Source organism: Streptomyces sp. STR69 (assembly GCF_024519455.1).
Classification (GTDB): Bacteria; Actinomycetota; Actinomycetes; order Streptomycetales; family Streptomycetaceae; genus Streptomyces.
This window is the reverse complement of record NZ_JALJRY010000016.1, coordinates 78,812-92,105: the sequence shown is the minus strand read 5'-3', so window position 1 is coordinate 92,105 and position 13,294 is coordinate 78,812. Positions and strand designations below refer to the sequence as shown.

13 protein-coding genes are annotated in these 13,294 nt (G+C 69.7%); 8 read left to right on the top strand and 5 right to left on the bottom strand.

Features of this window, described 5'->3' with window-relative positions:
- Positions 1 to 46: 46 nt before the first annotated feature.
- The 3 genes from pheA to OC490_RS28325 all read left to right on the top strand — a co-directional run bounded on the left by pheA (position 47) and on the right by OC490_RS28325 (position 3,640).
- On the top strand, positions 47 to 979 hold the full coding sequence (gene pheA, locus OC490_RS28335) for a prephenate dehydratase (RefSeq protein WP_093627985.1): 933 nt from the start codon (positions 47 to 49) through the stop codon (positions 977 to 979).
- A gap of 583 nt (positions 980 to 1,562) precedes the next feature.
- Complete coding sequence (gene serS / locus OC490_RS28330; protein ID WP_262060843.1) at positions 1,563 to 2,840, top strand: serine--tRNA ligase; 1,278 nt, start codon at positions 1,563 to 1,565, stop codon at positions 2,838 to 2,840.
- Positions 2,837 to 3,640: an HAD family hydrolase gene (locus OC490_RS28325; protein ID WP_262060842.1), complete on the top strand. Its 804-nt coding sequence runs from the start codon at positions 2,837 to 2,839 to the stop codon at positions 3,638 to 3,640. Before serS ends, OC490_RS28325 begins: the two co-directional genes overlap by 4 nt.
- Before the next feature lie 311 nt (positions 3,641 to 3,951).
- Here the strand turns inward: OC490_RS28325 and OC490_RS28320 are convergent, their stop codons facing one another.
- The 5 genes from OC490_RS28320 to OC490_RS28300 form a co-directional block, all read right to left on the bottom strand.
- A complete protein-coding gene (locus tag OC490_RS28320; RefSeq protein ID WP_262060841.1) occupies positions 3,952 to 4,191 on the bottom strand; it encodes a hypothetical protein in 240 nt (79 codons plus the stop codon).
- 80 nt (positions 4,192 to 4,271) lie between these two features.
- On the bottom strand, positions 4,272 to 4,991 hold the full coding sequence (locus OC490_RS28315; RefSeq protein WP_262060840.1) for an ABC transporter permease subunit: 720 nt from the start codon (positions 4,989 to 4,991) through the stop codon (positions 4,272 to 4,274).
- An 11-nt stretch (positions 4,992 to 5,002) separates the two neighbouring features.
- Positions 5,003 to 5,914: an ABC transporter ATP-binding protein gene (locus tag OC490_RS28310; protein WP_019073425.1), complete on the bottom strand. Its 912-nt coding sequence runs from the start codon at positions 5,912 to 5,914 to the stop codon at positions 5,003 to 5,005.
- Entirely contained in the window at positions 5,911 to 6,819 is a 909-nt protein-coding gene (locus OC490_RS28305; protein ID WP_262060839.1) for an ABC transporter permease, read from the bottom strand. The genes OC490_RS28310 and OC490_RS28305 overlap by 4 nt, the downstream gene beginning before the upstream one ends.
- Complete coding sequence (locus tag OC490_RS28300) at positions 6,809 to 7,789, bottom strand: ABC transporter ATP-binding protein (protein WP_262060973.1); 981 nt, start codon at positions 7,787 to 7,789, stop codon at positions 6,809 to 6,811. Before OC490_RS28300 ends, OC490_RS28305 begins: the two co-directional genes overlap by 11 nt.
- A 246-nt stretch (positions 7,790 to 8,035) precedes the next feature.
- Between OC490_RS28300 and OC490_RS28295 the strand changes: the two genes are divergently transcribed.
- The 5 genes from OC490_RS28295 (at position 8,036) to OC490_RS28275 (ending at position 13,279) form a co-directional block, all read left to right on the top strand.
- Complete coding sequence (locus OC490_RS28295) at positions 8,036 to 8,878, top strand: M24 family metallopeptidase (RefSeq protein ID WP_262060838.1); 843 nt, start codon at positions 8,036 to 8,038, stop codon at positions 8,876 to 8,878.
- Entirely contained in the window at positions 8,875 to 10,653 is a 1,779-nt protein-coding gene (locus OC490_RS28290) for an SDR family oxidoreductase (RefSeq protein ID WP_262060837.1), read from the top strand. The genes OC490_RS28295 and OC490_RS28290 overlap by 4 nt, the downstream gene beginning before the upstream one ends.
- Before the next feature lie 83 nt (positions 10,654 to 10,736).
- A complete protein-coding gene (locus tag OC490_RS28285; RefSeq protein ID WP_262060972.1) occupies positions 10,737 to 11,597 on the top strand; it encodes a metal-dependent hydrolase in 861 nt (286 codons plus the stop codon).
- 32 nt (positions 11,598 to 11,629) lie between these two features.
- Positions 11,630 to 12,607, top strand: a complete 978-nt coding sequence (locus OC490_RS28280) for a MerR family transcriptional regulator (RefSeq protein WP_262060971.1) — start codon at positions 11,630 to 11,632, stop codon at positions 12,605 to 12,607.
- Positions 12,608 to 12,730: 123 nt separating this feature from the next.
- Entirely contained in the window at positions 12,731 to 13,279 is a 549-nt protein-coding gene (locus OC490_RS28275; RefSeq protein WP_262060836.1) for an RNA 2'-phosphotransferase, read from the top strand.
- Positions 13,280 to 13,294: the final 15 nt, after the last annotated feature.

Genomic DNA, 13,294 nt, shown 5'->3' with positions numbered 1-13,294 from the left:
CCGGGAAGCGTGCGCCCGGTCTCGCAAGGCCCATTAGGGTGAAGTCATGCCAGCCAGCTACGCGTATCTCGGCCCTGAGGGCACCTTCACCGAAGTCGCCCTGCGCACGCTTCCCGAGGCGGCGACCCGGGAGCTGATCCCTTATGTGTCGGTGCAGTCCGCCCTGGACGCGGTGCGCACCGGCGAGGCCGAGGCCGCGTTCGTGCCGATCGAGAACTCCGTCGAGGGCGGTATCACCACCACCCTGGACGAGTTGGTCGCGGGCGCCCCGCTGATGATCTACCGCGAGGTGCTGCTGTCGATCACCTTCGCGCTGCTGGTCAGGCCCGGCACGAAGATCTCCGACATCAAGACGGTCTCCGCGCACCCGGCCGCCCAACCGCAGGTCCGCAACTGGATGAAGGCGAACCTCCCGGACGCCCTGTGGGAGTCGGCCGCCTCGAACGCGGACGCCGCCCGCCTGGTCCAGGAGGGCCGCTACGACGCCGCCTTCGCCGGTGAGTTCGCCGCCGCCCGCTACGGCCTTGAGGCCCTGGAGACGGAGATCCACGACGCGGAGAACGCCCAGACCCGGTTCGTGCTGGTGGGCAGGCCCGCCCGTCCGGCGGCGCCGACCGGCGCGGACAAGACGTCCGTCGTCATCTGGCAGCGCGACGACCACCCCGGCGGTCTGCGCGACCTGCTCGGCGAGTTCGCCACCCGGGGCATCAACCTCATGCTGCTCCAGTCCCGCCCGACCGGCGCCGGCATCGGCAACTACTGCTTCTGCGTCGACGCCGAGGGACACATCTCCGACCGCCGGGTCGCCGAGGCCCTGATGGGGCTCAAGCGGATCTGTCTGCAGGTGCGCTTCCTCGGTTCGTACCCGCGCGCGGACGTCGGGGTCGACGGGGTACGGCCACTGTTCCCGGGGACCTCGGACGAGGAGTTCCTCTCCGCGGCGGACTGGGTCGCACACTGTCAGGACGGCCGTTTCTGACCGGCAGTGCGCCGGCAGTGCACGGACGGTGGCCCGGTAGTGGCCCGGTAGTACCTGCGTATCTTCGTTATCCACAGAAGTTATCCACAGGCCCACTTCTCGACCTGGGGACAAGTCGACAGTGGAGCATCAGTCTGTCGACAAATCGCCCTGCAGGCCCCTGGTGCGTGCACCGGCGCGTAGGTCACTCTTCGTCCACCCGTTTCCTTCGGGCAATCCTATGGAGCGACGCAATTCCACCCGAAAGTGGGTGTGAGGGACGTTTGGGTCGGGAATTCCTTGATCCCGGGACCCCTTTAGGAATGATCACTTCCGGCATCCACAGATCTTCCACACAGCCTGTGGATAACTCTTCCGGGATGTGGATTCCTGTGGACAACCGCGCCCTCAAGTCCCGTTTCCCACAAGGGATTCGAGTCAACAGGCCGCCTCACGCCTGCCTCGTTCCGGCGAGCGGGGCGCCCTTTTATTGACTCGCATTGAAGGATGCCGACACTCTCCGCAATTGCCGCATAACTGGATGTAAGGCGCAGTTCGGAATACCAAGTCGTGAGCCGGAACCCGGCACCGGTAGCCTGGTCGCGTGATTGACCTTCGCCTGCTCCGTGAGGACCCCGACCGTGTGCGCGCGTCCCAGCGCGCCCGTGGAGAGGACGTCGCGCTCGTCGACGCTCTCCTGTCCGCCGACGAGCGGCGCAGGTCGTCCGGCGTCCGCTTCGACGAGCTGCGTTCCGAGCAGAAGGCGCTCGGCAAGCTCATCCCCAAGACCTCCGGCGACGAGAAGGCCGAGCTGCTCAAGAAGACGGGCCAGCTCGCCGCCGACGTCAAGGCGGCCGACGCCGAACAGCACGAGGCGGACGAGGAGACCAAGCGCCTCGCGCTCCAGCTCGGCAACCTCGTGCACCCCGATGTGCCGGTCGGCGGCGAGGAGGACTTCGTCGTCCTGGAGACGCACGGCACGATCCGCGACTTCGGCGCCGAGGGCTTCGAGCCCAAGGACCACCTGGAGCTCGGCGAGGCGCTGGGCGCCATCGACGTCGAGCGCGGCGCCAAGGTCTCCGGCTCCCGCTTCTACTACCTCACCGGCGTCGGCGCCCTCCTGGAGCTGGCGCTCGTCAACGCGGCGATCGCACAGGCCACGGAGGCCGGCTTCATCCCGATGCTGACCCCGGCGCTGGTCCGCCCGCGCGCCATGGAGGGCACCGGCTTCCTCGGCCAGGCCGCGGAGAACGTGTACCACCTGGAGAAGGACGACTTCTACCTGGTCGGCACCTCCGAGGTCCCCCTCGCCGCGTACCACATGGACGAGATCCTCGACGCCGACAAGCTGCCGCTGCGCTACGCGGGCTTCTCCCCGTGCTTCCGCCGCGAGGCCGGCACCTACGGCAAGGACACCCGGGGCATCTTCCGCGTGCACCAGTTCGACAAGGTCGAGATGTTCTCGTACGTCCTCCCCGAGGACGCGGAGAACGAGCACCAGCGGCTCCTGGACTGGGAGAAGCAGTGGCTCACCGCCCTCGAACTGCCCTTCCAGGTCATCGACGTGGCCTCGGGCGACCTGGGCGCCTCCGCCTCCCGCAAGTTCGACTGCGAGGCGTGGATCCCGACCCAGGGCAAGTACCGCGAGCTGACCTCGGCCTCCAACTGCGACAGCTTCCAGGCCCGCCGGCTCTCCGTCCGCCTGCGCGACGGCAAGAAGGTGCAGCCGCTGGCCACGCTCAACGGCACGTTGTGCGCCGTACCGCGCACGATCGTGGCGATCCTGGAGAACCACCAGCTGGCCGACGGCTCGGTGCGCGTACCCGAGGTGCTGCGCCCGTACCTGGGCGGCCGTGAGGTCCTGGAGCCGGTCGCCAAGTGAGCACCGGCTTCCCGTACAAGCTGATCGCGACCGACCTCGACGGAACGCTCCTGCGCTCCGACGAGTCGGTCTCGCCGCGCACCCGTGCCGCCCTCGCGGCGGCCACGGAGGCCGGTGCCGCGCACATCGTGGTGACCGGCCGCGCGGCTCCCTGGACCCGGCACATCCTCGACGACCTCGGCTACGAGGGCCTCGCGGTCTGCGCCCAGGGCGCCCAGGTCTACGACGCCGGCGAGCACCGCCTGCTGACCTCGGTCACCCTGGACCGGCAGCTGGCCGCTGTGGCGCTCGCCAAGATCGAGGCGGAGGTCGGCCCGCTGTTCCTGGCGGCGAGCCAGGGCGGCCTGGACGGCGAGGTGCTGGTCGGTCCCGGGTACCGGGTCACGGGGGCACTTCCCGCCACCCCCTTCACGGACGTGTCCGAGCTGTGGGCGGCTCCGCTGAACAAGATCTACATCCAGCACCCGACCCTCACGGACGACGAACTCGCCGAAGCCGCCCGAGAGGCAGCGGGCGGCTTCGTCTCGGTCGCGATGGCCGGTGAGGGCATCGTCGAACTGCTTCCGCTGGGCCTGTCCAAGGCCACGGGCCTCTCTATCGCGGCCCGCCGACTGGGACTGAAGGCCGCCGACACGATTGCCTTCGGCGATATGCCCAACGACATCGCGATGTTCGCGTGGGCGTCCCACAGCGTGGCCATGGCCAACGCGCATGAGGAACTCAAGGCTGTGGCGGACGAGGTGACGTCCTCCAACGAGGACGACGGCATCGCGGTCGTGCTGGAGCGGTTGCTCGCATAGGTGTGGGCAACCGCCCCAGCCTCGGCATGCCCCCTGCGATGGGGGCAACAGGGAGGGCGGCCCACGCGATAATGAGTCGCGTGCTCGAAGCGGCCGCCCCGGGCAGCTCCCCGTGGTGGGCGACTCGACGGAGGGTAACTACTCCGGAGACCGCCGCGGGCTGCCCTGAAGGGAGTTGGACGTCCTGTCGTGCATCGACATCGTCCAGCTCCTCTCCCAGTCAGTGGCGCCGGCTGATCCGGCGTCGACAGAACAACTGTGCCTGTACGCCGAGTTGGACGCCACCGAATAAAGGGGCAGCCGGGGGGCGGCTAACGCAGACGCCACCTGCGACGCCGCGCCTTGCTGAAGAACCAGCCTGCGGGCGGCTCGTCGGAGCGCCAGGGCTGCGGCTCGGGCGACTCGCTGCGCCAGCGCGCCGCGAGCATCCGGGCGCGCGCGGACGGCTCGGCCGTCTCGGCGGACCGTATGAAGTCGTCGTCCAGGACCAACTTGTCCCAGCCGTCCCCTGATTCGGCCTGACCGCCGCCGTACGGTGCCTGTCCCGCCATCCCCGTTCCTCCTAGCCGTGCGTCCCCGTTTGCCCAGTGTGCCCGGACAGAGATGAAGCCCCCGTCAAGATCAGGACCTGTCATTCCTCGCCGACGAGCTTCAGCGAGCGCAGCTTCTGTCCGGCGTACCAGGTCGCTCCCACGGTGACCGCGACCAGGAACACCGTCGCCGTGGTCAGTCCGACGTCCGAGGTCACCAGGTCGCCGCCGGCCACCTTGTGGGCGACGGCCAGCGACCACTGCTGGACGCTCAGCGTGCGGGCGCCGGCGACCAGGGAGCCGAACAGGGCCTCCCAGACGAGGGCGTAGACGAGTCCGAAGACCACCGCGTGCCGGGACACCGTACCGAGCAGCAGGAAGAGCGCCGCGTAGGCGATGGAGGCGACCAGCGCGGCCACCGTGTAGGCGACGGCGATCTGTTGGCCGTTGCCGTTGAGGATGAGCCCGGCGATCAGCATGGGGACCGCCGAGAACACCATGGTGACGCCGACCGCGACGATCAGCTTGGTGAAGATGATCGTGGGCCGCTTCAGCGGCTTGGACAGCAGATACACCACGGAGCCGTCGTCGATCTCCGGTCCGATCGCGCCCGTGCCCGCGATGACGCCGATGATCGGCACCATCGTGGCGAGGCCGAGGCCGCCCAGGACGTCGACGGCGGTCTGGTCGTCGGCGCCGGTGAGGCCCCGCACCACCACGGAGATCACGATCAGCAGCAGGGGCAGGGCGCCCAGGATGAGGGCCCGGCGCTTGCCGAGCAGGGCCCGGTAGGTGAGTCGGGCGACTGTGGGGTCGTACATCTCTTGGCCTCCTACGCCGCGACGAGATACGAGAAGACGGATTCGAGCGACTCGTCCGACGGCGAGACCGTGAGCAGCCGGATGCCGTGGTCCCTGGCCACCCGGGGCAGCAGGGCGGTGAACCGGCCGAAGTCGACGGCCTGGATGCGCAGCGCGCCCTCGGCCAGGTCGACTTCGATGCCCGAGGTCGACGGGTCCGCGATCAGCGCGGCGGCGAGGGCGCGGTCGTCGCTGGAGCGGACCAGATAGCGGTGCGGGCGGTCGGTCATCAGGCGGCGGATCTTGCGGAAGTCGCCGCTGGCCGCGTGCCGTCCGGCGACGACGACCTCGATGTGCCAGGCGAGCTGTTCGACCTCTTCGAGGATGTGGGACGAGAACAGCACCGTGCGGCCCTCGTCGCCCATCCGCCGCAGCAGGTCCATGAGTTGCATGCGCTGGCGCGGGTCCATGCCGTTGAAGGGCTCGTCGAGCAGGAGCAGCGACGGGTCGTGGACCAGGGCGGACGCCATCTTCACGCGCTGGCGCATGCCCTTGGAGTACGTGGAGATCTTGCGGTCCTGCGCGTACTCCATCTCGACCGTAGCGAGCGCCTTCTGGGCGGCCTTGGCGCCGAGGCCGTGCAACTCGGCGTTGGCCACGACGAATTCGCGTCCCGTGAGGAAGTCGTACATCGCCTCGCGCTCGGGGACGATCCCGATGTGCTTGTAGATCTGTTCGTTGCGCCAGACCTGCTGGCCGTCGAGGGTGACGGTGCCGGTGGAGGGGGCGAGGAAGCCGCCCATCATGTTGATGAGGGTGGACTTTCCAGCGCCGTTGGGGCCGAGGAGTCCGGTGACTCCGGGGCCGACGTTCATCGTGATGTCGTTGACGGCGACCACGTTGCCGAACCAGCGGGAGACGTGGTCGATGGAGAGCGTGGTCACAGGCCCACCTTCCGGTAGCGGCGGATCAGGAGGCCGTAGGTCGCGGCGATCAGGCCCAGCACGGCGAGGACGTAGACGACGCCTTCTCCGTGGGTGGGGCCGACGCCTCCGGGGAACGCCGAACTCGCGCCCAGGAAGGCCGACTGGAGGCCGTCGATGAGCGTGACGGGCGAGAAGAGGCCGATCCAGGGGATGGCATGGGTGGCGGTCTGGTCGCTGGCGATCGCCTGGAGGGTGGAGACGGCGCCGTAGGAGATGGTCAGTACGGCGATGACGGCCGCGATGCCGAAGCCGCGGCGCGGGGTGACCGCCGCGATGACCAGGCCGATGCCGGCGAAGAGCAGGGAGAGGAGGGTCACGGAGACGAGGCCCTGGGCGAAGCCCTTGGTCTGGTCGGCGAAGTCGAGCTTCGCGAGCAACGCTCCTACGTAGAGCACGATCAGGGGAGCCGCGGTCAGGATGAACATGGCCGAGGCGAGGGCCGCGAACTTGGCCCTTACGTAGTCGGCGGTCTCGATCGGCCGCGAGAAGTACAGCGGTACGGTCTTGAAGCGCAGGTCGCGCGAGACGGACTGGGGTGCCTGCGAGGCGACGTACAGGCTGATGACGGCCTGCATGATGATCGCGTAGCGCGTGTAGTCGACAGGCAGGTCCTTGGCCTTCGTGGCGACCGCGACGGCCACCATGATGGCCGCGGGCACGCACATGACCACGAACAGCAGCATCGGCAACACCTTGGACTTCACCGAGCGCCCGAGGCCGTAGGAGCCGCGCAGGGACTGCGAGTAGAGGGAGCGGCGGGCGTAGGCGCGGCCCAGACGGGGGCCGTCGTAGTGGCGGTAGCCGATGTTGTGGATGCGGGTCTGGTCGCCCGGCTGGGGGACCAGGGGCTGGTCAATTGCCATGGCCTACGGCCTCCTTCCGCTCTGCGTCGCTGTCGGTGCCGGTCTCGGTGTCGCTGAAGACCTCGGAGATGTGGTGTCGGCGCTGCTCCATGCGCACCAGGCCGAGGCCGAGGTCCGCGATCACGTCCCGGACCACGTCGTACGTCTCCTCGCCCGAGGCCGTCAGGAGCAGGACGTGGCCCGCGCCCGGCAGGCCGCTGCCGTCGTGGGTGTCCACCCCGCGCGCGTGGAGCGCCTCGCGCACCGCGCGGGTGCCGTCCGGGTGCTCGTCGGTGTCGGTGACCTCGATCGCCAGGGTCGTCGTGGTCTGGGTGAAGTCCGTGGTGGAGCTGGAGCGCAGGAGCTTGCCGCCGTCGACCACGATCACGTGGTCGCAGGTGCGCTCCAACTCGCCCAGCAGGTGCGAGGTCACCAGCACCGAGATGCCGAAGTCCGTGTAGATACGGCGGATCAGGCCGAGCATCTCGTCACGGCCGACCGGGTCGAGGCCGTTGGTCGGCTCGTCCAGGAAGACCAGCTGCGGGTCGTGGACGAGGGCCTGCGCCAGCTTGACGCGCTGCTTCATGCCCGTCGAGTAGCCGCCGATGGGGCGGTAGCGCTCCTCGTACAGGCCGACATGGCGCAGCGTGTCCGCGGTGCGCTCGCGCGCCGCGGTGGGCGGCAGTCCGGACATGCGCGCCATGTGGACGACGAACTCGGTGGCCGAGACGTCGGGCGGCAGACAGTCGTGCTCCGGCATGTACCCGACGCGCTCGCGGATGTCGGCACCCTTGGTGGCGACATCGAGGCCGAGCACTTCGGCTCGGCCCTCGGAGGCGGGGGACAGACCCAGCAGGATCTTGATCAAGGTCGACTTGCCGGCTCCGTTGGCACCGACGAGCCCCGTCACACCGGGGCCGACGTCCACGGAGAGCCGGTCAAGCGCGGTCACCCTTGGGAACCGCTTGCTCAGGCTTTCGGTCGCGATCACAGTCACGTCTACGAAGGTAGTGACGCGGACCACTCCGGTCGTCACCCCGCAGAGCTGTCCTCACGTCAGACTCCAGGCGTACGGGTCCGTAGGGGATGCCCCTACTTAAGAGCTACGTGAGCGACCCGCGCACTTGTCCACAGGTAGAGATCAAGCCTATTGACGCAGCCTCTAACAACTGTCACATTCACCAGTGTCAAGTTACGGGCACGTACCGCAGTCGGTGTGGACAGGTGGGGCGGTGGCATGACTACGGCGGTGACACGCGAACTCTCCGCGGAACTGCGGGGGTTCAGGGAGGTCCAGCGGCTGGCGTACGAGTGCGCCGAGGCTGTGGCGGCCCGGCTGGAGCCCGGGGTGACCGAGCGCGACGCGGCCCGGATGCAGCGGTCGTGGCTGCGCGCGAAGGGTGTGCGGGACTGGTTCCACCTGCCCTTCGCCTGGTTCGGCGACCGCACGGCGTTCACGAACTTCCGGGTGCCGCTGCAGTTCTTCCCCACGAACCGCCGGCTGGAGCCCGGGATGCCGTTCATCCTGGACATGGCCCCCGTGTACAAGGGCTTCACGGCCGACATCGGGTATTCGGGCTCCCTGGGTGCGAATCCGCTGCAGGACCGGCTGATCGCCGACCTGGAGGCCCATCGCGAGCTGCTCCTGCGCGAGGTGCGCGAGCGGCGCCCGCTGCGCGAGATCTACGAGGACGTTGACCGCCTCATGGTCCGCCAGGGCTACGCCAACCGGCATCGCGCGTATCCCTTCGGCGTGATCGCGCACAAGGTCGACCGGGTCGCCGAACGCCCTTGGTCCCCGCGGTTGTTCGGGTTCGGCACGCAGTCCCTGAAGGGGCTGGCCAGCGACGCGCTGCACGGCCACCGCGACGGCTGGTCCCCGCTGTGGTCGCCGTACCGCTTCTCCGACCACCCCCCGCACCCCGGCCTGTGGGCGGTCGAACCGCATCTCGGGTTCCGGGGCACGGGCGCCAAGTTCGAGGAGATCCTCGTCGTCACCGACTCCAAGGACCCCGAACAGAGCGCCTTCTGGCTCGACGACGATCTGCCGCACGTGCGGCGCTGGGCGGAGGACAAGTGACGCTTGAGGGTGCGCGCGAGCGCCGGGTGCGGACCGGCGGAGTCGAGCTGTGCGTGGCCGAGCTGGGGGACGCGTCGAACCCCACGGTGGTCCTGGTGCACGGCTATCCCGACAGCAAGGAGGTGTGGTCCGAGGTCGCGTCCCGGCTGGCCGACCGCTTCCACGTCGTGCTCTACGACGTCCGGGGCCACGGCAGGTCCACGGCCCCGCAGCCGCTGCGGGGCGGGTTCACCCTGGAGAAGCTGACGGACGACTTCCTGGCGGTCGCGGACGCGGTCAGCCCGGACCGGCCGGTGCACCTGGTGGGGCACGACTGGGGCTCGGTGCAGTCCTGGGAGTTCGTCACCGTCGGGCGCACGGAGGGTCGTATCGCCTCCTTCACGTCGATGTCCGGGCCATCACTCGACCACTTCGGGCACTGGATCAACAAGCGCATGACCCGGCCCACCCCGCGCCGCGTCGGCCAACTCCTGGGACAGGGCGCCAAGTCCTGGTACGTGTACCTGCTGCACACGCCCGTGCTGCCCGAACTCGCCTGGCGCGGCCCGCTCGGCAGACGCTGGCCGAAGATCCTGGAGCGCGTCGAGAAGGTCCCACGCGGCGACTACCCGACGTCGTCGCTCCCCATCGACGCGGCCCACGGCGCCTGGCTGTACCGGGACAACGTCCGGGCCCGGCTGCGCAGGCCGCGCCCCGACGCGTACGCGCACGCGCCCGTGCAGCTCGTCACGCCCCTGGGGGACGCGTTTCTCTCCGAGCGGCTCTACGACGGGCTGGAGGAGTGGGCACCGGAGCTGGTGCGGCGGACGCTGCCGGCCAAGCACTGGATCCCGCGCACGCGGCCCGATCAACTCGCTTCCTGGATCACGGAGTTCGTGACCGCCAACGAAGGGGGTCCGGTGACGGCCGGCGAACGAGCTCCGGTGACGGCCACGGGGACGGGAAAGTACGCCCAGCGGTTCGGCGGACAGCTCGTGCTGGTCACGGGGGCGGGCAGCGGGATCGGGCGGGCCACGGCGTTCGCGTTCGCCGAGGCGGGCGCGCGCGTGGTGGCCGTCGACCGAGACGCGGAAAGTGCCGCCCGCACCGCCGAGTTGGCGCGGCTGATCGGTGCCCCCGAGGCCTGGGCGGAGACGGTCGACGTCTCCGACGCGCAGGCCATGGAGAAGCTCGCCGCGAAGGTCGCCGGCGAGTACGGCGTGGTGGACGTCCTGGTGAACAACGCCGGAATCGGACTATCCGGTTCCTTCTTCGACACCACCCCGGAGGACTGGAAGAAGGTCCTCGACGTCAACCTGTGGGGCGTCATCCACGGCTGCCGGCTCTTCGGGAAGCAGATGGCCGAGCGCGGCCAGGGCGGACACATCGTCAACACCGCGTCGGCGGCGGCGTTCCAGCCCTCCAGAACACTGCCCGCCTACAGCACCTCCAAGGCCGCCGTCCTGATGCTCAGCGAGTGCCTGCGCGCGGAGCTGTCCGGGCAGGGGATCGGTGTCTCGGCGATATGCCCGGGCCTGGTCAACACCAACATCACCTCGACCGCGCACTTCGCCGGGGTCGACGCCGACGAGGAGAAACGCCGCCAGAAGAGGTCGGCGCGGCTGTACGGGCTGCGGAACTACCCGCCGGAGAAGGTAGCCGACGCGATCCTGCGGGCGGTCGTCCGCGACCAGGCCGTCGTACCGGTCACTCCGGAGGCACGCGGAGCCCATCTGCTGTCCCGGTTCGCACCGCGCGCGCTGCGGGCGGTGGCCCGGCTGGAGCCGCCGCTGTGACCTCCGCGAACGAGCACGACGTCAGCGAGTACGACGAGAACGACCACCACGAGAACGAGCACCACGCGCGCGGGCACCACGCGATCGCGCCCCGCCGGGTCTCCTTCGACTGGTCGCGCACGCCCCTGCACTGGATCCCCGACGAGCCGACCGCCACGCATGTCATCAACGTGCTGCATCTGCTGCTGCCGGCAGGGGAGCGGTGGTTCGTGAAGGTCCTCAAGGAGGGCCTGCCGCTGGTCAGGGACCCCGAACTCCTCGCGGACGTCAAGGGGTTCATGGGCCAGGAGGCCACACACAGCGTCCAGCACGCGCACGTGCTGGATCATCTCGCGGCCCAGCGGCTCGACACCGCCGACTTCACCCGGTACGTCGACTTCCTCTTCGAACGGCTGCTGGGCGAACGCCCGCCGCTCGGCGCGCCGTTGCCGGAGCGCGAGTGGCTGCGCTTCCGGCTGGCGGTCGTCGCGGCGATCGAGCAGTTCACGGCGGTGCTGGGCGACTGGATCCTGGCCGCCGAGGACCTCGACCGGGCGGGCGCCGACGAGATCATGCTCGACCTGCTGCGCTGGCACGGCGCGGAGGAGGTCGAACACCGCGCGGTGGCCTTCGACATGTTCCAGCACTGCGGAGGCCGCGGTCTCCCCCGGTACGTCCGCCGTATCGCCGGCATGACGGTCACCGCGCCCGTGATGCTCTACCTGTGGGCCTGGGGCACGGCCTACCTGATCCGCCACGATCCCCAACTCGCCGGGCGCGTCCGCTACTCGCTCGCCGAGCACAACAGGGCTGTACGAAAAGGCCTGTTGCCCACCTGGCGGTCGCTCGGCGCGGCCGTCCCCCGCTATCTGCGGCGCTCCTACCATCCGTCGCGGGAGGGATCGCTGAGCCGGGCGGTGGAGTACCTGGGACGGTCACCGGCGGCGCGGGCGGGGGCCGCGTGAGTGCCGCGGGCGGTTCGGACACCGGGAGCGGGATCGTCTCCGGCGCTGGCGCCGACACCGGGACTGGCTCTGGCTCCGGTGAGGTCGCCTACCGGATCGAGGATCTCGCGCGGCTCAGCGGGGCCACTGTCCGGACGATCCGCGCCTATCAGGACCGCGGTCTGCTCCCCCGCCCCGAGCGGCGCGGGCGGGCCAACGTGTACGCCGACGTCCATCTCGCCCGGCTCCGCCAGATCGCGGACCTGCTCGACCGCGGCTACACCCTGGCCTCCATCAAGGAGTTGCTGGCGGCCTGGGACGCGGGCCGGGGCCTGGGCGGGGTGCTCGGGCTGGTCGCGGAGGTCGACGGGCCGTGGACCGACGAGGAGGCGGCCCGGATCTCCCGCGCCGAACTGGAACGGCGCTTCGGCGGCAACCCGGACGACGCGGCCGTCGCCGAGGCCGTCGAACTCGGCGTACTGGAACCGGTCCCCGGAGTCACCGACTCCTTCCTCGTGCCGAGCCCCCAAGAGCTCGCGGTGGCCGTCGAGTTGCACGCCTCGGGTGTTCCGCTGTCCGCGATCTCGTCCCATCTGCGGGAGTTGAGGGTCCAGGTCGAGCACATCGCGTCCCGTTTCCTGGAGTTCACCACCGAGCACGTCTTCGCCCGCTACCTCGAAGGACCGCACCGTCCGACCGACGCGGACGCGGCCGAGGCGGCCTCGCTCGTACGACGGCTGCGCCCGCTCGCGCAGCAGACGGTGGACGCGGAACTCGCCCGCGCGATGCGGCTGTTCGCCAACCGTTCGCTGCGGCAGCACCTGGGGGCGGTCGAGCCTTCGGCACCGGCGTTCTCGTCACGTTCCGTGGCCGTCCCCGAGGAGACGATGCGGGCCGTGGAAGGGTTGGTTGGGCCGGCGAGGGCGGCCGAGTTCGTCGCGCTCGCGGCCGAACGGGAGCTGCGGGCAAGGGCGTTGGATGCGCTCATGCCAAATGGCCGCCCCCCGGCTGATCTTGACGAACAGGTATGACATGACAGGGAGTTGTCCACAGAAACGCCAAGTACCCCTGTGGATAACTACAGTTGGTTGTGGACCAAACATCGACTCCAAAAGAAAATGCGTGATCCGCGTCTCTCCCGCCATGCTGAGCGGATGGATGAAAGACGCACCGTGAAGGTGTCGAAGTACCTCTCGAAGCACCTGCGCCACCAGCCCGAGCGGATCGGGCTCACCCTCGACGAGGCCGGCTGGGTCGAGATCGACACGCTGATCGCCGCCTGTACCGCGCACGGGTTCCGCTTCAGCCGTCAGGAACTCGACCATGTGGTGGCCACGAACGACAAGCGCCGCTTCGCGATCGAGGGCACCCGAATCCGCGCCAGCCAGGGCCACAGCATCGAGGTCGACCTCGGACTGCCCCCGGCCACCCCGCCGTCGTACCTCTTCCACGGCACGGTGGCGCGCAACCTGGACGCGATCCGGGCCGAAGGGCTCCGGCCCATGAACCGCCATGCCGTGCACCTCTCCGCCGACCGGGAGACCGCGACCCGTGTGGGCGCCCGTCGCGGCCGACCCGTCGTGCTCGCCGTCGACGCGGGCGCGATGCACGGCGACGGCCATGTGTTCCGGGTCAGCGAGAACGGGGTGTGGCTCACCGAGGCGGTACCCGTGGGCTACCTGCGGTTCCCCGAATCCCACTGATTCCGCGCGGCCCGA

Bases quoted from the DNA above. Each gene is read 5' to 3' on its own strand.
- pheA (WP_093627985.1), top strand. From the start codon at position 47: ATGCCAGCCAGCTACGCGTATCTCGGCCCTGAGGGCACCTTCACCGAA.
- OC490_RS28320 (WP_262060841.1), bottom strand. From the start codon at position 4,191: ATGGCGGGACAGGCACCGTACGGCGGCGGTCAGGCCGAATCAGGGGAC.
- OC490_RS28315 (WP_262060840.1), bottom strand. From the start codon at position 4,991: ATGTACGACCCCACAGTCGCCCGACTCACCTACCGGGCCCTGCTCGGC.
- OC490_RS28305 (WP_262060839.1), bottom strand. From the start codon at position 6,819: ATGGCAATTGACCAGCCCCTGGTCCCCCAGCCGGGCGACCAGACCCGC.
- OC490_RS28295 (WP_262060838.1), top strand. From the start codon at position 8,036: ATGACTACGGCGGTGACACGCGAACTCTCCGCGGAACTGCGGGGGTTC.
- OC490_RS28275 (WP_262060836.1), top strand. From the start codon at position 12,731: ATGGATGAAAGACGCACCGTGAAGGTGTCGAAGTACCTCTCGAAGCAC.